Origin of the sequence: Enterobacter hormaechei subsp. xiangfangensis (genome assembly GCF_001729785.1) — a bacterium.
In the GTDB taxonomy this organism is placed as follows: Bacteria; Pseudomonadota; Gammaproteobacteria; order Enterobacterales; family Enterobacteriaceae; genus Enterobacter; species Enterobacter hormaechei_C.
Window position 1 is genome coordinate 3,726,733 of record NZ_CP017183.1, and the last position, 24,718, is coordinate 3,751,450.

At 56.0% G+C, this 24,718-nt stretch carries 21 protein-coding genes; 5 read left to right on the forward strand and 16 right to left on the reverse strand.

The annotated features are described in order from the left end of the window. Positions 1-133 precede the first annotated feature (133 nt). The 9 genes from recC to rppH form a co-directional block, all read right to left on the reverse strand. Positions 134-3,508, reverse strand: a complete 3,375-nt coding sequence (gene recC / locus BFV63_RS17745; protein ID WP_048242015.1) for an exodeoxyribonuclease V subunit gamma — start codon at positions 3,506-3,508, stop codon at positions 134-136. 12 nt (positions 3,509-3,520) lie between these two features. Then, positions 3,521-3,844: a prepilin-type N-terminal cleavage/methylation domain-containing protein gene (locus BFV63_RS17750; protein ID WP_003862776.1), complete on the reverse strand. Its 324-nt coding sequence runs from the start codon at positions 3,842-3,844 to the stop codon at positions 3,521-3,523. Beyond that, a complete protein-coding gene (locus BFV63_RS17755; protein ID WP_003862778.1) occupies positions 3,829-4,227 on the reverse strand; it encodes a DUF2509 family protein in 399 nt (132 codons plus the stop codon). The genes BFV63_RS17750 and BFV63_RS17755 overlap by 16 nt, the downstream gene beginning before the upstream one ends. After that, on the reverse strand, positions 4,224-4,784 hold the full coding sequence (locus BFV63_RS17760) for a prepilin peptidase-dependent protein (protein ID WP_003862779.1): 561 nt from the start codon (positions 4,782-4,784) through the stop codon (positions 4,224-4,226). Before BFV63_RS17760 ends, BFV63_RS17755 begins: the two co-directional genes overlap by 4 nt. Continuing rightward, positions 4,775-5,239: a prepilin peptidase-dependent protein gene (locus BFV63_RS17765; protein ID WP_003862783.1), complete on the reverse strand. Its 465-nt coding sequence runs from the start codon at positions 5,237-5,239 to the stop codon at positions 4,775-4,777. Before BFV63_RS17765 ends, BFV63_RS17760 begins: the two co-directional genes overlap by 10 nt. 184 nt (positions 5,240-5,423) lie before the next feature. Next, positions 5,424-6,218, reverse strand: coding sequence for a thymidylate synthase (gene thyA / locus BFV63_RS17770; RefSeq protein ID WP_003862785.1), 795 nt, complete (start codon positions 6,216-6,218; stop codon positions 5,424-5,426). Between the two features lie 6 nt (positions 6,219-6,224). Beyond that, positions 6,225-7,100 (reverse strand): prolipoprotein diacylglyceryl transferase, encoded by an 876-nt coding sequence (lgt, locus tag BFV63_RS17775; protein WP_003862787.1) that lies wholly within the window; start codon positions 7,098-7,100, stop codon positions 6,225-6,227. A gap of 227 nt (positions 7,101-7,327) precedes the next feature. After that, positions 7,328-9,574, reverse strand: coding sequence for a phosphoenolpyruvate--protein phosphotransferase (gene ptsP, locus BFV63_RS17780; RefSeq protein ID WP_003862789.1), 2,247 nt, complete (start codon positions 9,572-9,574; stop codon positions 7,328-7,330). Positions 9,575-9,586: 12 nt separating this feature from the next. Beyond that, complete coding sequence (gene rppH / locus BFV63_RS17785; protein ID WP_003862791.1) at positions 9,587-10,117, reverse strand: RNA pyrophosphohydrolase; 531 nt, start codon at positions 10,115-10,117, stop codon at positions 9,587-9,589. A 683-nt stretch (positions 10,118-10,800) separates the two neighbouring features. Here rppH and mutH point away from each other — a divergent pair. The 3 genes from mutH to BFV63_RS17800 all read left to right on the forward strand — a co-directional run bounded on the left by mutH (position 10,801) and on the right by BFV63_RS17800 (position 13,013). Further along, complete coding sequence (gene mutH / locus BFV63_RS17790; RefSeq protein WP_003862792.1) at positions 10,801-11,493, forward strand: DNA mismatch repair endonuclease MutH; 693 nt, start codon at positions 10,801-10,803, stop codon at positions 11,491-11,493. 128 nt (positions 11,494-11,621) lie between these two features. Beyond that, entirely contained in the window at positions 11,622-11,840 is a 219-nt protein-coding gene (locus BFV63_RS17795) for a YgdI/YgdR family lipoprotein (RefSeq protein ID WP_003862794.1), read from the forward strand. 132 nt (positions 11,841-11,972) lie between these two features. Then, positions 11,973-13,013 (forward strand): NADP(H)-dependent aldo-keto reductase, encoded by a 1,041-nt coding sequence (locus BFV63_RS17800; RefSeq protein ID WP_003862795.1) that lies wholly within the window; start codon positions 11,973-11,975, stop codon positions 13,011-13,013. A 93-nt stretch (positions 13,014-13,106) separates the two neighbouring features. On the opposite strand, the gene lplT is transcribed toward BFV63_RS17800, so the two are convergent. Both lplT and aas read right to left on the reverse strand, forming a co-directional pair. After that, complete coding sequence (gene lplT / locus BFV63_RS17805) at positions 13,107-14,300, reverse strand: lysophospholipid transporter LplT (RefSeq protein WP_003862801.1); 1,194 nt, start codon at positions 14,298-14,300, stop codon at positions 13,107-13,109. Next, a complete protein-coding gene (gene aas, locus BFV63_RS17810) occupies positions 14,293-16,452 on the reverse strand; it encodes a bifunctional acyl-ACP--phospholipid O-acyltransferase/long-chain-fatty-acid--ACP ligase (RefSeq protein WP_048242017.1) in 2,160 nt (719 codons plus the stop codon). The genes lplT and aas overlap by 8 nt, the downstream gene beginning before the upstream one ends. A 618-nt stretch (positions 16,453-17,070) precedes the next feature. Between aas and galR the strand changes: the two genes are divergently transcribed. Continuing rightward, positions 17,071-18,093 carry an HTH-type transcriptional regulator GalR gene (galR, locus tag BFV63_RS17815; protein WP_003862806.1) on the forward strand — a complete coding sequence of 341 codons (1,023 nt, stop codon included), beginning with the start codon at positions 17,071-17,073 and terminating at the stop codon, positions 18,091-18,093. On the opposite strand, the gene BFV63_RS17820 is transcribed toward galR, so the two are convergent. The 4 genes from BFV63_RS17820 to BFV63_RS17835 form a co-directional block, all read right to left on the reverse strand. Then, positions 18,048-18,524, reverse strand: coding sequence for a GNAT family N-acetyltransferase (locus BFV63_RS17820; protein ID WP_003862808.1), 477 nt, complete (start codon positions 18,522-18,524; stop codon positions 18,048-18,050). The genes galR and BFV63_RS17820 overlap by 46 nt on opposite strands. Continuing rightward, on the reverse strand, positions 18,521-19,294 hold the full coding sequence (locus BFV63_RS17825; RefSeq protein WP_003862809.1) for a GntR family transcriptional regulator: 774 nt from the start codon (positions 19,292-19,294) through the stop codon (positions 18,521-18,523). Before BFV63_RS17825 ends, BFV63_RS17820 begins: the two co-directional genes overlap by 4 nt. Before the next feature lie 78 nt (positions 19,295-19,372). Further along, on the reverse strand, positions 19,373-20,800 hold the full coding sequence (locus tag BFV63_RS17830) for a glycoside hydrolase family 1 protein (protein ID WP_003862810.1): 1,428 nt from the start codon (positions 20,798-20,800) through the stop codon (positions 19,373-19,375). A gap of 7 nt (positions 20,801-20,807) precedes the next feature. Beyond that, the gene (locus tag BFV63_RS17835; RefSeq protein WP_048210598.1) at positions 20,808-22,133 is read right to left on the reverse strand and encodes a PTS sugar transporter subunit IIC; all 1,326 of its coding nucleotides are present in this window, start codon (positions 22,131-22,133) and stop codon (positions 20,808-20,810) included. Positions 22,134-22,432: 299 nt separating this feature from the next. Between BFV63_RS17835 and BFV63_RS17840 the strand changes: the two genes are divergently transcribed. Next, entirely contained in the window at positions 22,433-23,470 is a 1,038-nt protein-coding gene (locus BFV63_RS17840) for a LacI family DNA-binding transcriptional regulator (RefSeq protein WP_003862814.1), read from the forward strand. On the opposite strand, the gene lysA is transcribed toward BFV63_RS17840, so the two are convergent. Next, on the reverse strand, positions 23,440-24,702 hold the full coding sequence (gene lysA, locus BFV63_RS17845; protein WP_003862815.1) for a diaminopimelate decarboxylase: 1,263 nt from the start codon (positions 24,700-24,702) through the stop codon (positions 23,440-23,442). The two genes, BFV63_RS17840 and lysA, sit on opposite strands and share 31 nt — an antisense overlap. Between the last annotated feature and the right edge of the window lie 16 nt (positions 24,703-24,718).

Below are 24,718 nucleotides of genomic sequence, written 5' to 3' on the forward strand. Positions count from 1 at the left end.
CTCTTTATCACGGCTACATCATTAACAACGTGCGTGCTGGACACGCCAGCATCTCTTTCTTTGGGTACATCAGTCCGTGATAAGAGGTGCATCATAAATGAACACCTCATACTGCGCAATTTTTATACAGCACTCAGGACTGATTAAATTTGTATAACGGTAACAGGTAGCGTTGCGCCTCCTGGGTGATAATGTCGAAATATTCTGGCTCCAGCGTTCGCCATAAACGTTGATACCAGACATCGTCACCTTCGCCACGTACCATCATGTTCCCTTCGTAGGCCTGCAAAAACTTGCTGCGCGCTTTCTGGAGCGAAGCCTCATCCGTTAACATGGCATCATTCTGCGCGTCATAACAGGCTTTTATCCATGCCCCCCCACTTTCAGGCAGCAAAAGCAGGGGTTTGTTCATGCCCTGACGGTAACCTTCAATATAAAGCGACAGGTACGTCAACGCCTGCTCAGGCTCCATCCGCGGGAAGCGCCATTCGCCGTCCTTACGTACAAACAACCGGCTTTCACCTTCGTGACCACTCGCACTGTAGACAAGATGTTCGAGCCAGAGTTGCAGGCCATGTGAAACGCTGAGCATGGATGGGCGCCAACGCAGCAGCCCGTCAGACTGCACGTGCGTGAGCCAGCCGCTAAGGTGCATACCGTTACAATCGAGATCGATTTCAATGCTGCTCGCCGGCTGCCGACACGCGATAACGCGGTCAGCTAGCGCTCGCATCTCCTCGCACTGGGCATCCCAGACGATTTCGCCGAATGCACCATACGGAAGTAATCCCGACGCCCTGTAACGTCGGAACAGTTTACTGGCGTCTTCTTCGTCAACCAGCGCATTCAGAAGCTGGGAATTAAGCTTAAAACGCTCCAGCCCATCAAGAATAAACGGTTCCGCATCGGGGATTTCGCTCTCTTCAGAGCGGAAATTCACCTGCAAGCGTTGCTGGAAAAACGCCCGAACCGGGTGTGCCCAAAAGCGCTGTAGCTGCTCAAACGTGAGGGTGTCTATAGCGCGCGGTTCGAGCGCCTGAATAAAATCGGTTTGCGGCGTCCCCGCTTTCTTCGCGGCGGGAAGCCACTCGCGGGCATAGCTTTGCAGTTCATCAGGAACGTAGTTGACAGGATCGAACGGCATACGGCTATGGTGGCAAGTGATATGCGCTATCACCCGACGTTCGCTTTCGTCGCAGTTGCAGGCTTCATCGCCCGGCAGATAGTGGCTCTGTCCAATGTAGTCCACCAGCTCCTGCACCAGCACAGACGGGAAACGCTCGCTGTTATCCTGAATTGAACGTCCGATATAGCTGATATACAGCCTGCTTTGCGCAGACATCAGCGCCTCAAGGAAGAGATAACGGTCATCATCGCGGCGGCTGCGGTCACCCCGCTTCGGTTGTGCGCTCATAAGATCAAAGCCCAGAGGCGGCAGCGCACGCGGATAAATACCGTCGTTCATGCCAAGCAGACAGACCACTTTGAACGGGATTGAACGCATTGGCATCAGGGTACAAATATTCACCGGCCCCGCAAGGAAGCGCTGGCTGATGCGCTCCTGATCGAGACGTTGCGTCAGCTCATCACGCAGAAGCGAAAGGGGAACCGCCTCGTGATAGTGCGAATTAACCCCTTCATCAACGATGGCCTGCCACTGCTTCTCGATAAGCGCCATGGCGGCTTCAGTTTCGCTGTCCGGCAGGAAGAAATCATTCAGCATTTCGCGGCAAACTGGCAGCCACTCTTCGAGCAGGCGGGGCTGCATCAATGCACGGCGCCAGCGGTTGAGCTGCATAAGCAGCGTGGCTAAGTGACCAACCAGTTCCGCGATCAACCCACTGGATTCATCGTACGGCAGCACGTCATTCCATTCGCCGTGGATGCTCTCCATTGCATACCCCAGCAGCATGCGCGTCAGCCCAAACTGCCAGGTATGCTGGCCGGTTGCTGGCAGTTCGAACTCCTGGACGTTATCATCGTCGATACCCCAGCGGACACCGGATTCGTTGACCCACTGGCGCAGATAGCGCAACCCCTCTTCGTTAATGTTGAAACGTGCGGCCAGAACTGGCACATCCAGCAGTGCCAGCACATCCTCAGAGATAAACCGGCTATCAGGCAGCGAAAGCAGGCTGATAAAGGCCTGTAGCGCCGGGTGTGACTGACGAGCGCGACGGTCAGAGATTGCGTAGGGCAGATAGCGGTCGCCCGTTGCGCTGCCAAATACCGCCTGAATAAACGGGCTGTAGCTGTCGATATCCGCCACCATCACCACGATATCGCGCGGTGTCAGGGTTGGGTCGTCCTGCAACATGGCCAGCAGGCGGTCATGAAGAATTTCAACTTCACGCTGTGGGCTGTGACAAACGTGGATCGCGATACTACGATCGTCAGGATCCAGTTTTCGCTTCTTATCGCTTCGCGCAAACTCCTCGGCAGTGATCCCGGCAACGGCACGGTTCTCTAAATCCAGAATATCAAGCTGAATATTGTGCAGCAGGCTATCCGGCGTAATATCGGCAAACGCATCCACATCCCCTTCTCCCGAGGAGGTGATATCTGAAAGCAGATAAATATAGTCACGTCCGAGCTTGCCCCACGAGGCAAGCAGCGGGTTCGGCAGGTTCTGAATCCCCTCTTCATCAAAAAGCTGCGCCGCGTTTTCACTGTCTTTAAACAGCGGCACCGCGCGTTCTTCAAAGAGACGTTTTCTCTGACGGGTGACCAGCCGTGAAAGCCAGCGCGGATCCTGAATATCCCCCCAATAGTGCCGACACGGGTTGGTAAAGAGGATATGGATATCAGTGTGCTTACCGAGCGCTTTTAGCGCGTTCAGGTAGACAGGCGGCAACGCGGAGATACCGCAAATGAACACGCGTGACGGCAAACGGGCTGGCCGTTCTGCGCTGTTCTCAAGTATCGAGATAAAGCGATCGTACAAGTTAGCACGGTGCCACTTAGGCTGACCGAGTTTCCCGGTATGCTCGACCAGCGCTTTCCAGAGCGGCGCCTGCCAGATTTGCGCTTCCGGTAACCCATCGACTAATTCTCCCGCTTCCCAGCGAATCAGCCAGTCTGCACGGTAAACCAGATACTGGTCATAGAGGTCGGCAGTACGTGAGGCCAGCTGGAAAAGTTTACGCTTGTCGGTGTCGTCATTCAGGTAGTGCCGCAGCATGGCAAACTCATCACGCGCCAGCATGTCCGGCAGCAGCGTCATCAGTTTCCAGGCCATGCTTTGTTTGTTGAAGGCGCTCTGCTCAGGGATGTCCGGCAGGACGCGAACAAACATCTCCCAGATAAAGCTCGCGGGCAGCGGAAAATCGATGTTCGCCGCAATGCCAAATTTCTGCGAAAGGGACATTTGCAGCCACTGCGCCATACCGGTGCTCTGCACCAGCACCATTTCTGGCTCAAACGGATCGTCAAGACGCTCTTGCTCAACGATATACTCCATCAGTGCTTCCAGCACATCCAGACGATTTGAGTGGTAAACCCTTAGCATAAACGCTCCCGACTAGCGGCTAACCGGGCAGTGCAGACGCGTTAACGCGCCCTGCCGCCCCATAGGAGAAATAAGTGTGACCGTGATGCTGACACATCCGGACTGTGTTGTCTGCCCCCGACTGACCTGCCAGCCCGGCGGGAGCGTTAATGTTGAGATCTGCGATTGATTCCACGCATGATGCCATAGCTGACGATACTGGCTAAGCGCCGCATACCGGGCTGCCAGCGCGCGATGATATCCGGATAACGCCGTCACAACCACAACCAGCAACATCATTGCCAGCAAAACCTCCACCATGCTAAATCCTTTTTGTCTGCTCAGGGTAACTGACATAGCGTACTTTCCTTAAGGGGGCAGAAATCACTCCAGCCGTGGGCGGAAAAGCGTATCTGCCCTTCCGCGATGTCCCCGCCTTGCCATAGCAACAGATCGTCATTGCCGGCAATAAGCAAAACACGCTCCCCAAACAGCCTTACACAGACCCGCAAACGCTGTGTCTGTTTGCACTGAACCTCTGGCTGTAAAGCCCATTCCTGAACGCGCCCCCACTCCAGTGCAGATTGCACGGCAGCCTGCTGGCGAACAGACAAACTCTCGCCACTTACCAGCGTGCTAAAGGTTTGCAACTGCTGATTTAATCCGGTGAGGATCAGCGTGCCGAGCACCAGCAATAGCAGGACCAGCGCCAGCGATGACATGCCCCGCTGACGATTCACAGATTAAACCCCGTTACGGTATGGCGAGCTGAAAAGGGTGCGGTCAGTTCACCTTTACGGCGGGCACGCAGCTCGATACTGATGACCGGCGCAAAGCCAGCACGATCGGTTTTAGTGACCATAAATTGCTCTATCAGGACCCGATCCGGGTCGGTGAGCTTATCCCATCCCTTACCGTCACAGGATGTGGCGCCCCGCAGCGTTTCAAGCGATCCGGACTCAAGCCGAAATCCCGTACTGTCGTTTTCTGACGCGGTGCTATCCCACTGGCCGTTGCTGTTCGCATCCCATTGCACAATCGCACATCGTCCTTGCCTGCCGATGATCATCCCCTGTCCCTGGCAATGCCCTGCACAGTATCCTGCTCTCTGAAACTGTTTACCGACCGCGAACAGACGTTGCCAGACCTCATCCTCCAGCTCCTGCTGCCCGGATTGCAGTAAAACCCCCCGCTGTAGCCCCGGTAAAAAACGTGACGTGCTGAGTAACAGAATGCTGCTTATCGTCATCGCAATCAGCACTTCCAGCAGGGAAAACCCTTTTCGATTTACTGGCATGCACCTTCTCCTGCGGCATTACACAGCCTGATACGTCCGCCATTTGAGACAATAACCCACCACCCACCAGCGCGGCTCTGCACCCGGATATGTCCGGCCCACGCGGTATCTCTTAAACCGTAAAATCCCAGCGCAGGTGTTATGTCGCTTATCGTGACCCCTGGCCACATCGGCTTCATCACGAACGGTCCGCCGCTGTCACAACCGGTCACCGCTGAACTGGCCAGACAGTTCTTTTCACCGTCGTTATACAGCGCGATCCTGTGCTCGCTGTTGTGACGGTTGGCGTCATTGCGCAAAAACACCAGGTAATCCCGCACCTGGCAGGCGGTTTGCCAAAGCCGCTGCCGCTGCTGCCAGCTGTCCCAGCCATAGAGTCCTGTGGCGCTGAGGATCACTGCCAGCGAAACGGCGATAAGGGTTTCGATAAGCGTAAAGCCTTGTTCGTTTTTCATGGCGGGAGTGTGGAGGAATAGCAGAAACGGTGCGAGCGTCAAACCAGAACTTTACGAGCCGCTTTCAGGAGATTTTCACCCGTTGCAACGCGTTGCATCATCTCTGGAAACAGGCTCGAAAAACAAAACGGGCGTGAAAAAAAACCGGCGCTAAAGAGCACCGGTTGTGTCAGGATTTGCCGTATCAGATGGCGACAGGAGCTTTAATGCCGGGATGCGGGTCGTAACCCTCAATCTCGAAATCATCAAAACGGTAATCGAAGATCGAGTCCGGTTTACGTTTGATCACCAGCTTCGGCAATGCACGCGGTTCGCGCGTCAGCTGGAGATGCGTCTGTTCCATATGATTGCTGTAGAGGTGGGTATCACCGCCCGTCCAGACAAAATCGCCTACTTCAAGATCGCACTGCTGCGCCATCATATGCACCAACAGCGCGTAGCTGGCGATGTTAAACGGCAGGCCGAGGAACACGTCGCAGGAGCGTTGATAGAGCTGGCAGGAGAGCTTGCCGTCCGCCACGTAAAACTGGAAAAACGCGTGGCAAGGCGCCAGCGCCATTTTATCCAGTTCACCCACGTTCCAGGCAGAGACAATGATACGGCGCGAGTCCGGATCATTTTTCAGCTGGTTTATGACGGTCGTGATCTGGTCGATATGACGGCCGTCCGGGGTAGGCCACGCGCGCCATTGCTTGCCGTAGACCGGACCCAGGTCGCCGTTCTCATCTGCCCACTCGTCCCAGATGGAGACATTGTTTTCATGTAGATAAGCAACGTTGGTATCGCCTTGCAGGAACCAGAGCAGTTCATGAATGATCGAGCGCAGATGGCAGCGCTTCGTTGTCACCAGAGGAAAGCCTTCTTGCAGATTGAAGCGCATCTGGTGGCCAAAAATGGAGAGCGTACCGGTGCCGGTGCGGTCGTTTTTCGGCGTGCCCTCGTCGAGCACTTTTTTCATCAATTCAAGATACTGTTTCATGATTCCTCAGGAAAGTTGTTGCTGTGGACGACGACGATACGCCCAAATCATCATAATGGCACCCGCGACAATCATCGGGATGGAGAGGATCTGCCCCATGCTGATGTACTGTACCCATTCACCGGTAAACTGCGCATCCGGCTGGCGGAAGAACTCGACGATGATACGAAACGCGCCGTAGCCAATCAGGAACAGACCGGAGACAGCCCCCATTGGACGCGGTTTGCGGATATAAAGATTCAGGATGATGAACAGCACCACGCCTTCCAGCGCCAGCTCATAGAGCTGTGACATATGGCGCGGCAGGACGCCGTAGGTATCGAAAATGGACTGCCACTCAGGATGCGAAGGCAGCAGCGCGATATCCTCTGCGCGGGAGCCCGGGAACAGCATGGTAAACGGCACGCTCGGATCGACACGCCCCCACAGCTCACCGTTGATGAAATTGCCCAGACGCCCTGCGCCCAGCCCAAACGGGATTAACGGCGCAATAAAATCAGCCACCTGGAAGAAGTTGCGTTTGGTGCGTCTGGCGAAGATCACCATCACGAGGATCACACCAATCAGTCCGCCGTGGAAGGACATACCGCCGTCCCAGACGCGGAACAGATAGAGCGGGTCGTTCAGGAATACCGGGAAATTATAGAACAGGACATAACCGATGCGACCTCCCAGGAATACGCCGAGGAAGCCGGCATAAAGCAGGTTTTCCACTTCGTTCTTCGTCCATCCACTGCCCGGACGACTGGCGCGACGGCCAGCAAGCCACATGGCAAAAACGAAGCCCACCAGGTACATCAGACCGTACCAGTGCAGCGCTACAGGTCCTATTGAGAAAATAACCGGATCGAATTCCGGAAAATGCAGATAACCACTGTTCATCTGTCACCACAAGATGTTGTTATTCCGCTGAAAGTGGACAGCGGGTGAATTGCATTCCCGCCGTTGGCAGGTGCTCCAAAGTTGCGAATCATAGCATAAGGCAGGCGCGGAGGATGCGCCTGAGATGTAAAAGATGTGTATAGGGGTTCATGCGCGCAGTTCTCCCTCACCCCATCCCTCTCCCTCAAGGGAGAGGGGTCGTCCGAGCAGTCATTATTTTGTGGGGATCAGCGGCCACCGCGGATCAAACCGCCCATGCCGCGTCGCTCCATAAACGCAGCCACCTGATGGCGCACTTCGGCTGCCAGCTGTGCTTCCAGGCTACGCGCGGCCAGTTCGCGCGCCTCATCTTGTTCGATGTGACGTAACAGGTATTTCACACGCGCAACGGAACGTCCGTTCATTGACAGGTGACGGAAACCGAGACCAATCAGGATCGCCACGCACATCGGATCGCCGGCCATTTCACCGCACAGGCGCAGGTCGATATTATGCTGCTCGGCTTCGCGGGCGATCATCGCCAGGGCACGAAGCATCGCCGGATGCAGGCTATCGTAGATGCTGGCAACACGCGTATTGTTGCGATCGACTGCCAGAATGTATTGCGTTAAGTCGTTGGTACCAACGGAGATAAAATCAACGCGGGTCGCCAGCTGCGGCAACATAAAGACCATCGAAGGCACTTCAAGCATCACGCCGATACGGGGTTTAGGGATCGCATAGCCGATCATCTCTTCCACTTCGCGCCCTGCACGTTCTATCAACCGCCGCGCTTCGTCGATCTCGTCAATACTGGTGACCATCGGCAGCAAAATGCTGAGATTCCCCGTGGCCGCGTTGGCACGCAGCATGGCACGAACCTGGATAAGGAAGATTTCCGGCTGATCGAGGGTTATGCGGATCCCACGCCAGCCGAGGCAGGGATTCTCTTCACTGATGGGCATATAGGGCAGTTGCTTATCCGCGCCGACGTCCAGGGTGCGCAACGTGACGGGTTTGTCATTAAACATCTGCAACATGCCCTGATACTGCGCCACCTGCTCCTCTTCTGACGGGAAGCCGCTTTGCAGCATAAACGGTATTTCAGTGCGGTAGAGGCCGATGCCATCGATGCGGCTGCCGAGCTTCTCTTCATGCTCGGGGCTTAAGCCAGCGTTGAGCATCACCTTCACCCGCTCACCGCTCTTGAGCTGCGCGGGCAGGTTGACGTCATCTTCCGCCAGCTTGCTTAATTCATTCTCTTCGCTGATAAGACGCTGGTACTCCTGAAGGAGAACCGGTTCAGGATCCACCAGCAACTCACCACGATATCCGTCCACCACCAGCGTACGGCGATGCAGTACGGAGGGCTGAATATCCGCCCCCATCACGGTCGGAATACCGAGCGCGCGCACCATAATGGCGGCATGGGAGTTAGCAGCGCCATCGCGCACCACCACGCCCGCCAGCCTGTCCTGCGGTAATTCAGCCAGCGTCGTCGCTGAGAGTTCATCGGCCACCAGCACAAACCGGTTCGGCCAGGCGTTCGCCCCCTGAATAGTATCATCGAGGTGGAACAGCAGACGTTGCCCAAGCGCGCGTAAATCGCCGGCGCGCTCTTTCAGATAACCGTCAGTCAGCACCGCAAACTGCTCAGCAAATTTTTCAATGACCTTTTTAACCGCCCATTCTGCCACCGACCCTTTATCGACCTCGGCAAATAACTCACGACGCAAACGCGCATCGGAAAGCAGGTGTGAGTAGAGATCGAAAATAGCCGCCGTCTCTTTTTGCGCGCCAGCGGCAAAGCGTTTGCTGTAGCGACGAAACTCATTCGCCGCCTCTTCCAGCGCAGCGGTAAGCCGTTCGCGCTCAAGCGCTTCATCCAGCGTCGAGGCTTCGTAGACCTGCTCCATCAGCGGGAGCGTGGCATCCATCCAGCCTTCGGCAATCGCGACGCCCGGCGAGGCCGGAAGCGCGCGGATGCGGGTATGACGATACTGCCCAAAAAGGGCTGCCAGCTGAGACTGGGAGAGGATAGCAGCCATCTGCGTTGCCAGCGTGACGAGGAAAGACTCCTCGCTTTCGTCGTACTGCCGCAACTCTCGTTGCTGGACAACAAGCACGCCAAGCAGTTGGCGGCGCTGAATAATAGGCACGCCAAGGAAAGCGCGGAACCGCTCCTCTTTGACGGAAGGGATATATTTGAAGCTGGGGTGTTTTTGCGCATCGGCAAGGTTGATTGGCTCCGCCAGTCGCCCGACCAGGCCAACAATACCTTCATCAAACGCGAGCGTGACGGTGCGTCCCCGTGGTTTTTTTAAACCGCGGGTTGCCATCAGGTAGTAGCAACGTCGGTCATGATCGGCCAGGTAGACCGAACAGACCTCGGTTTCCATCGCAAGACAGATGTCCGTCACCAGAATATTCAGCGCCTCGTTGAGGCGAGGCGCACTGGCAACCTTTTCAACTATTTCTCGCAAGCGGGTGAGCATGATTTGCGTAGCTTAACCTCTTTTACGTCGCCAGGCAGGTGCGCTCTGTGGCTTCGGAGGCGTCTCCTGAAGCTGCATCACGACACTTGCGAACTCTTTCATCACCCTACGATATACATCGCGCTTAAATGACACGACCTGACGAACCGGATACCAGTAGCTTACCCAGCGCCAGCCATCAAACTCTGGCGTGCTGCTGGTTTGCATATTGATATCTGAATCGTTGCCCACCAACTGCAAAAGAAACCACTTCTGTTTCTGGCCGATACAAACCGGCTTTGTGTCCCAACGCACCAAACGTTTCGGTAACTTGTAACGCAACCAGTTGCGGGTCGAAGCCAGAATACGAACATCTTTTCGGCTTAAACCAACCTCTTCAAACAGCTCCCGGTACATCGCTTGTTCTGGGGACTCTCCAGGATTGATCCCGCCTTGCGGGAACTGCCAGGAGTGCTGACCATATCGCCGGGCCCACATCACCTGGCCCTGACGATTACAAATTACTATTCCTACGTTTGGGCGGTAGCCATCGTCATCAATCACCGGACTACCCCAAACTAAATCTGATATATGAATGATTGTTTCACACTACAGGGAGGCGGTAAACCACTCTCTTACAGGCCTGCAACCTAATAACATTTGAATAACTCACAATTTAGTGAGGAGTTATAAACAGATGCGGGCGACAGAGACCATTTTTATTCACCTTTTCTGTGGATATAGTTGTGAAGAAGTGCGGAATTACCGATGAACAACCTTTTAACCCGACGAAACGCCACTTTACCCTGCCAAAAATAAATCATTTAAATTCATAATATTATATTGGAATTAAGGGTGCCAGAGGCGATTAACGTGACGATCGTCACATCAAAGATCCTCCTGCTGATGAAAGATCGAACAGCGTCGGTTTTATCCACAGATTGTGCCAATAAGTTAGGCACAATTTGTGTGAAAATTCGATTTTCATCGCACGTCAAGGCTGTAAATTGAAACAGTAGTGGCAGTTATTCCCAGTTATCCCATTTTTCTGTGGATAACATGGTGTAAGATCCTGTTTATTGTCAGTGACCAGAATTGCACAACCTGTTTTTTAGCCGCGGCGCGACGGGCTATAGTCTAAAAAAGATGAAATAAATCATACGCATGGGATATTCACTCAGAAAAAGGTAAACTCTGTCCACAAGGGATAAAATATCAGCTCATTTTTTAATCAAAAGGTTGTTAGTATGCATTCTCTCGCCCCACTGCTCTCCCCTCCCGTCAGTGAAGCCCAGTTGCTCCAGCAGGCGCAACGTCTGGCAGGCTATTCACTGGGCGAGCTGGCCGTGATGGCGGGGTTGACGATACCCAACGATCTAAAGCGTGATAAGGGCTGGATCGGCGTGTTGCTGGAACGCTGGCTGGGCGCAAGCGCGGGCAGTAAACCCGAGCAAGATTTTGCGGCGCTGGGGGTGGAACTGAAGACGATCCCCATCGATAGCCAGGGGCGGCCGCTGGAAACCACCTTTGTCTGCGTTGCGCCGCTCACGGGTAACAGCGGAGTGACCTGGGAAACCAGCCACGTCAGGCATAAGCTGAAGCGGGTGTTGTGGGTACCCGTTGAGGGCGACAGGCAGATCCCGCTGGCAGAGCGTCGCGTTGGCGCCCCGCTGCTCTGGAGTCCGAATGATGAAGAGGAGAGACTGCTTTCCCAGGACTGGGAAGAGCTGATGGACATGATTGTGCTGGGACAGGTTGAGCGGATCACCGCCCGGCATGGCGAAGTGCTGCAACTTCGTCCTAAAGCCGCCAATAGCAAAGCGCTCACTGAAGCGGTAGGCGCACAGGGCGAACCGATCCTGACGCTGCCGCGCGGTTTCTATCTTAAAAAGAATTTCACCGGGGCACTGCTGGCACGCCACTTCCTGTTGAAAACATAGTTTTTTACTAATTTTGCGCTCCGGCTAACATAATCTCCTCCTTTTTAAGATTTCCCCCCTTTCACCTGTCGTAATATCAGGTTATTACTACACTATGATTTGATACGAGCCAGGTGAGGATGAGAACGATGAAAAAATGGGCAGTAATTATCTCAGCAGTCGGTTTAGCGTTTGCGGTATCGGGTTGTAGCAGCGACTATGTCATGTCAACGAAAGATGGTCGTATGATCCTGACCGATGGCAAACCCGAAGTCGACGACGATACCGGTCTGGTGAGTTACCGCGATCGCGAAGGCAATCAAATGCAGATTAATCGCGACGAAGTCTCCCAGATCATCGAGCGTTAAACAGATAAAGGTCAGTAGCTTGCTGGCCTTTTTGATTTTTTCCTTCCCCTTTTGCCTTCCCTCTGCCATGTTTATATTCCTTTGTCGGGAGGCTCCTGACGCAGTCTGTATGTCTAAAAAAGGAAACCGGCTATGCATTATCATCGTATCCCCCACAGCGCTCTGGAGATCAGCCAACTGGGGTTGGGCACCATGACATTTGGTGAACAAAACAGCGAAGCCGATGCCCATGCACAACTCGATTACGCCGTCAGCCAGGGCATTAACCTGATTGACGTGGCGGAGATGTACCCCGTTCCTCCCCGCCCGGAAACACAAGGTCTTACTGAAACGTATGTCGGCAACTGGCTGGCGAAACGCGGCAATCGCGAAAAGCTGGTCATCGCCTCCAAAGTCAGCGGACCTTCCCGTAATAACGATGCCGGGATCCGCCCTAATCAGATCCTCGATCGCAAGAATATCCGTGCGGCGCTGGATGCAAGCCTCAAGCGCCTGCAAACCGACTATCTCGATCTTTATCAGGTGCACTGGCCGCAGCGTCCGACGAACTGCTTCGGTAAGCTTGGCTACACCTGGAACGAAAGTGCTCCGGCCGTTACCCTGCTGGAAACGCTGGAAGCGCTCACGGAGTGCCAGCGGGCGGGTAAGATCCGCTACATCGGCGTTTCCAACGAGACGGCGTTTGGCGTGATGCGCTATCTGCATCTGGCCGATAAACACGATCTGCCGCGCATCGTGACCATTCAGAACCCGTACAGCCTGCTGAACCGCAGTTATGAAGTGGGTCTGGCGGAGGTGACGCAGTACGAAGAGGTGGAGCTGCTCGCCTACTCCTGTCTGGGCTTCGGTACCCTGACGGGCAAATACCTGAACGGCGCGAAACCGGCTGGCGCGCGTAACACGCTTTTCAGCCGCTTCACCCGCTATAGCGGCGAGCAGACGCAAAAAGCCGTTGCGGCCTACGTGGATATCGCGAAACGCCACGGACTCGATCCGGCGCAGATGGCGCTGGCCTTCGTGCGTCGTCAGCCATTTGTGGCGAGTACCCTGCTCGGCGCAACGACGATGGATCAGTTGAAAACCAATATTGAGAGTTTCAATCTGAACCTGAGTGAAGAGGTATTAGCGGAGATAGAAGCGGTGCATCAGGTTTATACCTACCCGGCACCGTAATAAAAGCAAAACGGCAACGCACGTTGCCGTTTTTAGGGTTTTCACCCTCTCTCTGTGGGAGAGGGCCGGGGTGAGGGCATCAGGCAGCACAATTCAACGACGACGCTGCCAGACCCACAGCCCGCTAATCGCCAGCGCGAACAGCGCGCCGAATCCTACCCCGATTGCCACGACCGGCGCACCTGCTTTTACCGCCAGCGAGTAAATCCCCAGCATCAGCAACATCGCCATGTTTTCACCAAGGTTTTGCACCGCAATGGCGTTACCCGCCCCAACGGTCTGCTTGCCGCGCTCCTGCAACAGCGCGTTTAGCGGCACCACAAAGAAACCGCCTAACATGCCGATCAGCAACAGCAGGGCATAGGCAGGCAATAGGGCATGTTGCAGGGAGAAGAACAGAACGCCGACGCCAATCAGGATCCCCGCAGGCATGCAGCGCGCGACGGTTTCCAGCGTCACCAGTTTTGCCGCAGCCCCGGCCCCGACAACAATCCCGACGGCGACCATGGCATTCAGGTAAGTCGGCGTGGCGTTGTCAGTAATGCCCAGCGCCACCGGCACCCATAGCACCAGCAGGAAACGCAGCGTAACGCCGGCCCCCCAGAACATGCTGGTGCCCATCAGCGAGAAGCGTGTTTCACCGTTACGCCACAGTACGCGGCAGGCGTTGAAGAAGCTGCCGGTCATGGGCCCGAAGCGCCAGGATTGCCCCGGACGCGCCACGGCCAGTTTGGGGATAAACAGGTTGGCGATCACCGCGCCACCGTACATCAGGGCGCAGATGCCAAGCGCGGCGAGCACATGCCAGTCTGCCAGTACGCCACCCGCCACCGAACCCAGCAGAATAGCCGCAATGGTGGAGGACTCCATCAGGCCGTTGGCCTTCACCAGCTTATCACCGGTGGTGAGCTCACCCAGAATGCCGTACTTCGCCGGGGAGTAGGCTGCCGCACCAATGCCCACCAGCGTGTAGCCGACGAAAGGATTGATACCAAAGCAGATACTTGCCGCGCCCAGAAGCTTAAGGCTGTTGGCAAACATCATGACCCGACCTTTCGGGAAGCTGTCCGCCACCTGGCCGACAAACGGCGCAAATACGATGTAAGCACCCACAAACACCATCTGTAGGATCGGCTGGCTCCAGTCGGGATAAAACTCAGCTTTCAGCAACGCCAGCGTGGCAAACAGCAACGCGTTATCGCCGAACGCGGAAAGAAACTGGGCGGCGATAACCGCCATCATGCCTTTCGACCAGATTGAAGTGTTAGTGTGCACTGACTCACGCATTTTGCTGTTCCGCCTCTTCAACCATGCCCTTCAGGGTCACGAAATCGGGTTTACCGCTGCCCAGCACCGGTAACTGTTTGAGGTAACGAATATCGCGGGGGACCGCCAGCTCGGGGATACCGTGTTCGCGTGCATACCTGAGCAGCGCGTCACGCTTCAGTTCACCGTCTGTTGTGAAGAGCACCAGCGCCTCGCCTTTACTGGCATCACTTTTCACCACGGTCGCATGCATTTTCTCTGCTGAGACTGCGGTCGCCAGCGTCTCGACCATTTCAAGAGAGACCATTTCCCCGGCGATTTTGGCGAAGCGTTTTGCGCGTCCCTGGATCTGCACGAAGCCCTGATCGTCGAAGCGCACGATATCGCCCGTGTCGTACCAGCCCGTTTCAACCTCGCCATTGACGTTCTCAGCCGTCGGCGCCTCAAGCACCCCCGGGTTTTCCACACGCAAATAGCCGTTCATGACGTTCGGCCCTTTCAGCTGAAGACGTCCGCCGTCTTCAATACCCGGCACCGCCAGCAGACGCGCGTCCAGCCCCGGCAGAATGCGGCCAACCGTTCCGGGTTTTGCCGCCATCGGAACGTTGATGGAGACCACCGGCGCGCACTCCGTCACGCCATAGCCTTCCAGAATGCGCAGGCCAAACTTGTCCTGCCAGATTTGGCGCGTGCTGTCCTGGAGTTTTTCCGCCCCCGCCACCACGTAGCGCACGCGGAAGAAATCATACGGGTTGGCGAAGCGCGCGTAGTTTCCGAGGAAGGTGGACGTCCCGAACAGCACCGTGCAGTTACGGTCATAAACCAGTTCCGGCACAATGCGGTAGTGCAGCGGGCTTGGGTAGAGGAACACCTCGGCACCGGTCAGCAGCGGCGTAAAGAGCCCCACGGTCAGACCAAATGAGTGGAACAGCGGCAGCGCCGACATAAAGCGATCGTTGGCGGTAAAGTCAGCAATGGTTTTAATCTGTTCGACGTTCGCCAGAATGCTTTTGTGACTGTGAACCACACCTTTCGGGTTGCCTTCAGAGCCGGAGGTAAAGAGGATAATGGCATCATCCTCCGGCTGCTGCTTAACCTGCGCCAGACGCGGCAATAGCAGGTGCGCGAAAATCCACAGCTTGTCGGCGGTCGTGACGTCTGCTTTCAGATCTTCCAGGAACACCCAGCGCACCTGCGTCAGCTGTTCCGGCAGGTGCCACAGCTTGCCTTTATCCAGGAACTGGCGGGAGGTAAAGACGGTGTTGATTTGCGCCGCGGTAATCGCGCTGGAGAGCCCTTTCACGCCCGCCGTGTAGTTCATCATCGCCGGAATGCGGCCCCGGGAGACGGCACCAAAGATCACCGCCGCGCTGATACCCGCGTTTGGCAGCATCAGGCCGATCTTTTCACCCTGTTTGCTGTATTTTTCCAGGATACGCCCGACAAACAGCGTTTTGGTCAACAGCTTACGGTAGGTATCCGGCGTAAAGTTGATGTCTTCGATGCAGTTTTTCTTCGCACCGTAGCGATACTGGGCTGACAGCAACGATTCATACAGCGTTTCGCGCGGGCGAACGGCCATGCGCGCTTCCATCATAATCTGGTGCAGCATTTCCCCGGCGATTTTACGGCGGTCGCGCGCACGCGGCGCCTCGGGCATCGGCAGTGACGTCGGCGGTAATATATGCAGCGTAATTTTCGGGAACAGACGCTGCTTCACCAGCCCTTTCAGACGGCTGAAAAAGGTCAGCTCAGCCCCGTCGATGCGTAGCGGCACGACGGTGGCCTGAGACTTCGCCGCGACAAAACCGGCCCCATCGTAAATTTTCATCAGGGAGCCCGTCACTGAAATCCGCCCTTCCGGGAAGATAACCACCGGACGCCCCTGCCCAATCAGACGCACCAGATGTTTAATCATCATCGGTTTGGTTGGATCGAGCGGGACAAAATCAATCAGCGGTTTGAGCCAGCGCATGTACCATTTTTCACTGATGGAGCTGTACACCGCGAAGACGGGCCGCACGGGCAAAAACAGCGCCAGCAATACGCCATCAAGAAAAGAGACGTGATTCGGTGTGATAAGAACACGCTCGCCATAGAGTGCCTGCGTATCGCCAGTCACGCGGATGCGAAACAGGACACGAAACAGTGTGCGGAAGGACCCAAAAAGCATTTCAACTCCCTTTGCCAGCCAGTGTGAAAGGTATAAATGGTGGCAGATTACACGAGAAGTAGTGAGGGAGCGATAGCAAAAACAGAGGCGAAAAAAAACCTGCGCATCCGCGCAGGTTGGTGCAAGAGAAGAGTACGAAAACGTACCAGGAATTCTCACCAATCAATACCTCTGGGATCTTGATTGTGGCCTCCGGCGACAGGCTTCGCCAGCGGGAAAACGCAAGGGAATGAGCCGAAGTGCAACCAGGTGTGAATATTCTCTTTTGCTGTTACAGGTTGAACTTACAGGCAAAAAAAAAACCTGCGTAAAACGCAGGTTGGTGTAAATCGTGTTAATCAACCGAAGTTGATTCCACCTATCAATACCTCTGGGATCTCGACTCTAGCAATTCATAACGCATCGTTGCTAACGGACAATCGCAACAGCCTGAGGCAAAGTGTAACTAAAGATTCAGATTACCATTATTCAGACATGACTGGCCGTGTAACGATTACACCGCGAGGGATGTTCTGCTTCACGTTTGCAGAGGACGCTCACCCGCTCCCCTTGAATGCGCGCCGCTTTTCCGCAACACTAGTTAGTGTGTAAACGCTTACCCCTATAAGAAGGTATTGAATGGCGACAATTAAGGATGTGGCTCGTCTGGCCGGTGTTTCCGTCGCGACCGTCTCCCGCGTAATCAACAACTCCCCTAAAGCGAGTGATGCATCGCGCCAGGCCGTGCAGGACGCCATGGAAAACCTGAATTATCACCCTAACGCCAACGCGCGCGCCCTTGCCCAGCAGTCGACAGAAACCATCGGGCTGGTGGTCGGGGATGTATCCGATCCGTTTTTCGGTGCGATGGTCAAAGCCGTAGAACAAGTCTCTTATCACACCGGAAATTTCCTGCTGATTGGTAATGGCTACCACAATGAACAGAAAGAGCGCCAGGCCATTGAGCAGCTGATCCGTCATCGCTGTGCGGCACTGGTGGTCCATGCCAAAATGATCCCCGACGCCGAGCTGATCCATCTGATGAAACAGATGCCGGGGATGGTGATTATCAACCGTATTATTCCCGGTTTTGAAACCCGCTGCGTGGCGCTCGACGACCGTTACGGCGCATGGCTCGCAACCCGTCACCTAATCCAGCAGGGCCATACCCGAATTGGTTATCTGTGCTCCAACCACCCAATTTCCGATGCGGAAGATCGCCTTCAGGGCTATTACGACGCGCTGCGCGAAGCCGGTCTGCCCTGCAACGATCGCCTTGTGGCGTACGGAGAACCGGATGAGAGTGGCGGCGAGCAGGCGATGACCGAGCTGCTGGGACGCGGGCGGAATTTCACCGCCGTGGCCAGCTATAACGACTCCATGGCCGCCGGCGCAATGGGCGTGCTGAATGATAACGGGATCGACGTCCCGGCAGAAATTTCGCTGATTGGCTTTGATGATGTGCTGGTGTCGCGCTACGTGCGCCCTCGCCTGACAACCGTGCGCTACCCGATTGTAACCATGGCAACGCAGGCGGCAGAACTGGCGTTAGCGCTGGCCGAGCATCGCCCGCCGCCGGAAATTACTCACCTGTTCAGCCCAACCTTAGTGCGCCGTCACTCGGTGGTATCGCCCGCGGAAGCCGTGAGCGAACAGCGATAGAGATGGACGGTTTTATCCGGGTATTCCAGCGCATCGCCGATGTAGTGCCAGCCGTAACGTTCGTAGAAGTCGCGACAGGCAGACCAGAGATGAAGCTCGTGATACCCGGCGCGTCGCGCGTAGCCGATAACATGCTGCTGAAGTTTTCCCGCCAGCCCGTTTCCCCGGGCGGCTTCATCGACATACAGCGCAGCCAGCCAGGGGTGGAGATCCTGTCGGGAAATTAAATCGCAACGCCACAGCCCAACGGTGCCCAGCAGCTGGTCATCCTCAACGGCAATAAAGGTGAGCGGTAACTCGCCCGGCGTCAGGCTGTGCTCGACAATGCTCTGGAAAAAGGCACGCGGCATACCTTCACCAAACGCGTACCAGATCCAGTCGATCACCTGCTGTGTAAACTGCGGCGCAGCGTGAAGCGGCAGTATATTCACACCAGCTTCCCCTGGAAAAGAGGGACCGATTCGAAAAGGTAGCCGTCGAAATCGGGTGCGTCTTCGTCTGACAGCTCAAGCAGGCTCTTTTTGACGTTTTCAAGATGCTGGAACATCGCCTGCCACGCCCCCATCACGTCGCGGCGGCGGAGCGCAGCGAGAATGGTTTGCCTGTCGCCGAGCCATTTCAGCCGCCATGCGCGGCTGGCGATGTGGCCGTTGAATTGCTGCCACAGTGGGCTGCTGTCCATGTGATGCCAGACGCTTTCAACGGTCGCCAGCAGCATCTGGTTTTGTGTGGCCCCCGCCAGTACCAGGTGGAACATTTTGTTGTTGTCCTGGCTGCGATCGTCGGCGGCAATCGCCCGTTGCTCCTGCTCGATGATGCGGCGCAGGTTGTCGATATCCGCCCGCGTCGCCATTTTTGCGGCAAAGGCGGCAATGTTGCTTTCAAGCAGCTGACGCGCCTGGAGAATTTCAAACGGCCCCACGTCACTGTTCAGAAAACGCTCTTCCTCGTTTTCATGCTCCTCCGGAATGCGCATCACGTACACGCCAGACCCCTGGCGAATATCCACCGTCCCCTGAAGCTCAAGCATCAGCAGCGCCTCGCGCACGATAGTGCGGCTCACGCCATACGTCTCGGCGATGTTGCGCTCCGGCGGCAGACGCGATCCCACGGGATAATGCCCCTGGATAATCTGCGCCCGTAAATCCTCGCCAATCTCCTGGTACTGTTTTTTTTCCGGCAGGATGACAGCCTTATCCACGTTTTCACCTGTGTTTTTCAGTTAATGCGCGAGCCGGACGTCCTCCCGGCCAGTTTGTGCGCTATTTTACCAGAAGGCTTACTTCCATTCATCGTCTACCCTGAGCGTCAGCACACGCTCATCGCGCAGCTGGCGGAACCAGGACGCTGATTTCTTTGCCCGCCGTGCGCGTTGATTTTCAAGGTCGATCTCAATCAGCCCGTAGCGGTTTTTAAACGCGTTCATCGGCGAGACGTTGTCGGTGAAGGCCCACAGCATATAACCGTGACAGTTTGCCCCCGCCTCCCGCGCCAGCAGCGTGTAGTAGAGATGTTCGCTGATAAACGCGATGCGGTACGTGTCATCGATAATGCCGTCGCGATTGCGAAACTGCGCTTCGTTCTCCACACCCATCCCGCTTTCCGCTACAAACCAGTCAATGTTGCGATAGTCGTTTTTAATCCGCATCGCCATGTCGTAAATAATGCGCGGGAAGATCTCCCAGCCGCGGGAGGTGTTCATCCTCCGCCCCGGCAGCTCGAACGGCTCGTAGTAATACGCCGGGTGGAACGGCGTCTCCGGGTGCCAGGCGCGGGACGGGGCTTTGACGCGATGCGGGTAATAGAGGTTAATGCCCAGCTCGTCGACGGTGTTGTCGGCAATCAGCGCCAGCTCGTCAGCCGTGTAGTCCCACTGCACCTGATGCTGCGCCAGCAGGGTAAAGAGCGCCTGCGGATAGCGCCCGTGCACCAGTGGGTCGAGAAAGACGCGGTTGTAGAACAGATCGTACATCTCTGCCGCTCGCACGTCATGCGGTGCGCGCGAGCGTGGATAGGTCACTTCCGGGTTAAGAATACAACCCACTGAGCCGTCATACCCTTTCTCGCGAAACAGCTTCACCACTTTCGCCGTCGCCAGCACTTTATGGTGGTTCCACTGCATCCAGGTGCTGGTGTTCTGCTCATAGGGCCAGCGCAGTGCGTCAAGGTAGACGCGCGTCTGGACCACAATCGGCTCGTTGAAGGTAAACCAGCGGGTGACTTTGCCGTGAAAGCGCTCAAACACTTTTTCCGCATAGCGAACGAACAGCTCGACGACGTGCTTCGACGCCCAGCCGCCGTAGGTTTCCAGCAGCACGCCCGGCAATTCGTAGTGTTCCAGGCAGATCATCGGCTCAATGCCCTGACGGTGCATTTCATCGAACAGCGCGTCGTAATAGGCGGCGTACTCTTCATCTACGGTGGCGTTTTCATAGTCGGTCAAAAAGCGCGACCAGTTGATCGAGGTGCGATAGTGCGTCAGGCCCGCCTGCTTCATCAGCGCCACGTCTTCACGGAAGCGATTAATAAAGTCGGTTGCCACCGCCGGGCCATAGCCGTTGTGCCAGACGTGACGATCGTTCTTGTACCAGAGATCGATCCACGAATCCTGCCCTGGCTTTTTGCCGCTCCAGCCCTCGGTCTGCCAGGCCGATGCCGCCGCGCCCAGCATAAAATCCTGCGGTATAGTTATCTGTTTTATGCTCATCCGGTCCTCATGCGTTATCGGTGGCTTGTTGCAGCGCGGCCTGCTCTGCGCGGCGTGAGGCAATTTTCACAAACGGCAGATAGATAATCACCGCGGTCACGATGCAGATAAACTGGGTGATCACCGCCCCCATGGAGCCCGCGGTTGACAGCCAGGCGTTGATCAGCGGCGGCGTGGTCCAGGGCACCATCACCACGGCTTTCCCGGCAAATCCGGTCACGGTGGCAAAGTAGCCAATCGAGCCCGTCACCAGCGGCGTGATGATGAACGGGATAGCCAGGATCGGGTTGAGCATGATTGGCATCCCGAAGATCACCGGCTCGTTGATATTAAAAATACCCGGGCCGATGGAGAGCTTAGCGATCTCCTTCATCTCTTTACGTTTGGTGGCAATCATGACGGCGATCAGCAGGCCGATGGTCAGGCCGGAGCCGCCGATGCTCATATAGACGTCCCAGAACGGCATGGTGATGATGTTTGGCACCTCTTTGCCCTGCTCGAACGCGCTCATGTTAACGGTGATTGCCCCCAGCAACAGCGGCTCGCGGATCGGCTTGATCATCTGGTTGCCGTGAATACCAATCACCCAGAACAGCTGGGCGACAAACATCAGCAGCAGGATCCCCGGCAGGCTTTGCACCACGCGCTCCAGCGGCTGTTGCACCACCTGGTAAACCGCGTCGTAGAGATACATGCCGGTAATCTGATGAAACACGAAGCCAAAGGTGGCGATGGCGGTGGTGGTGATAATGGCCGGGATCAGCGCAGAGAACGACGCAGCGACGTTCGGCGGCACCGTGTCCGGCATCCTGATTTTCAGCCCCCTGCGGTTTTCCAGCCAGCAGTAAATCTCCACTGACAGGATGGCGATAAACATGCCGAGGAACAGGCTGCGGGTATCAGAGAACTGGCGCAGCAGCACGTCTTTCACCACGTGCATCTCGCCGTCCACCAGCATTTCCACCGTGGTTGGCGTCACGCAGATAAAGCAGATCACCGCCAGCAGGCCGGGGAACAGGGACTTAATGCCGTTAATACGCCCCAGCTCAATGCCGATTAAAAACACCGCACCGATGTTGAGAAAGTTAAGCGTGGCATAGTTGAGCGCGCTGGTGATCGGCTTTAACGCCGCAAGAAACGACAGCGACTGAAAGCTCGCCAGGCCGTTTTTCGGATCCAGCACCATATTGGAGATCAGTACCGAGAACGCCCCCACAATGATGACCGGCATTAAGGTAATAAACGCAGACTTGATCGCCTGGATATAGCGATAGCTGTTGAAGGTGGTGGCAAAACTGCCCAGAGCGTCGATCAGTTTTTCCTGAAATGCCATAGGGTAATACCTCAGTAAAAGGGCTTTTATTGAATAAGATGGACAGCCGGATACTATTGGTATGCCAAAAATAGCGCCCACAGGCGCTTTGTTCTGTGATTAAGCTCTCAATGAGGTAAGAGGTATTCCAGATTGCGATTTATCACCATTTTGGCATGCCAATGACAGGCATTTATCCCGCTGGCGAGGATCGTTACCGAAAAGCGTGATCGTTATGGGGTTTTGCCCTTCCCACGTCGCTTATGCGCCGGATGGTCTGTGTTAAACTGCAAACCATTACGTGGAAACAGGAATTTCGAATGGCAACAATGCTGGATGTCTCACTGCGTGCGGGCGTGTCGAAGGCCACCGTTTCGCGCGTGCTGAACGGCACAGGTCAGGTTAAAGAGAGCACGCGTCAGCAGGTATTTCGCGCGATGGAGGAGCTGGGCTATCGTCCGAACTTTCTCGCGCGTTCGCTGGCTAACCAGACCAGCAACAGCATTGGTCTTGTCGTCTCGACGTTCGACGGTTTTTACTTTGGTCGTTTGCTACAGCAGGCGTCACGGCAGACCGAAAAGCACGGAAAACAGCTGATTGTTACCGACGGTCACGACGCCCCTGAACAGGAAGAACAGGCGGTGCAGATGCTCGCCGACCGCAAGTGCGACGCCATCGTGCTGTACACGCGATACATGAGCGAAAAGACGATCCTGAAGCTGATCAACAGCGTGCAGACGCCGCTGGTGATCATTAACCGTGAAGTGAGCCAGGCGGCGGATCGCTGCGTCTTCTTTGAACAGCAGGACGCGGCCTTCAAAGCGGTGGATTACCTGATAAGCCAGGGTCATCGGGAGATCGCCTGTATCACCGTCCCGATCCACACCCCAACGGGTAAAGCGCGGCTGATGGGCTACCGTAAGGCGCTGGAGAAGCACGGTATTCGTCTCGACGAGCGGCGGATTAAATACGGCGATGCAGGCATGACGCGGGGTTACGAGCTGTGCAAGGAGCTGATTGCGGAAAAGACATCGTTCAGCGCCCTGTTTGCCTGTAATGATGATATGGCCCTGGGCGCCTCCAAAGCATTACACCAGGCCGGGCTGAAGATCCCGCAGGATATTTCGCTGTTTGGTTTTGACGATGCCCCCAGCGCAAAGTGGCTGGAGCCTGCCCTGTCGTCGGTATATTTGCCGATCGACAACATGATCGTCACGGCAATCGACCAGGCGATCCGGCTGGCAAAAAACCAGCCGGTTGAAGCGATCCCGCCGTTCACCGGCACGCTGGTGTTACGCGATTCGGTGACAACAGGGCCGTGGTTTAATCAGACCAGCTCTAACGCCAGCAGCTCCTGAATGGTCTGGCGACGGCGAATCAGCCGCGCCACGCCGTTATCAAACAGCACTTCCGGCAGCAGCGGGCGGCTATTGTAGTTGGAAGACATAGACGCCCCGTACGCACCGGTATCATGCAGCACCAGATAATCTCCCGGTTTTACCTCTGGCAGCGAACGGGTTTCGACTTTCCCGCCTTCCTGCTGAGTAAAGACGTCACCGGATTCACACAGCGGGCCGGCAACAACGGTCTCGATGCGCGGCGCGTTGACCAGATCGCGGCCATCGGCGGCAAGCGCGGTAATGTGATGATAGCTGCCGTACATGGACGGGCGCATCAGGTCGTTGAAGCCAGCATCAATCAGCACAAAGTGACGGCTTCCCATCTCCTTCACGCTCCGCACCTGCGCCACCAGCACGCCAGCTTCGGCGACCAGGAAACGACCCGGCTCAATCTCCAGCTTCACCGCATGGCCCAGATGGGCAGCGATCCTGTCACGCGCGGCGCTCCACAGGCCGTAATAGTGATCCGTGTCGATCGCCTCTTCTCCTTCGCGGTAAGGGATCGAAAGCCCTCCCCCTGCGGAGATCGCCTCCAGATCCTGACCAAAATCGATAACCTGACGCACCATTGCGCCACAGACCTGCTCAAGATGGCCATAATCCACGCCGGACCCGATATGCATGTGAATGCCCACCAGCTTGAGGTTGTAGCGTTGTAAAACCTCCAGCGCCGCAGGCATATCGGCATACCAGATCCCGTGTTTACTGTTTTCGCCCCCAGTGTTGGTTTTCTGACTGTGGCCGTGACCAAAGCCCGGGTTGACGCGCAGCCAGACGCGATGGCCAGGAGAGACCTGCCCAAGCTGTTCCAGCATATCCACCGAACCAGCATTGACCGGGATTTGCAGCTCGTGCACGCGCGCCAGCGTGGCGTCGTCTATCAGGTCAGCGGTGAAGACGATCGCGTCGCTGTCGGCTTTCGGATCAAACCCGGCCGCCAGCGCACGTTCGATCTCACCCAGCGATACGGAGTCAACCTTCACGCCCTGCTCGCGCATCAAGCGCAGAATATGAATATTGGAGCAGGCTTTCTGCGCAAAACGCACCACGTCAAACTGATGCAGCGCGGCGATCTTCTCGCGGACAATCTGCGCATCGTAGACCCACACCGGACAGCCGAATTCGGCAGGCAGGCGCAGCAGGTTATCGGCGTTTAAATCGGTTTCGGTCTGGTTGAGCGGGCGTGGCATGGTCGTCTCCGGAAAT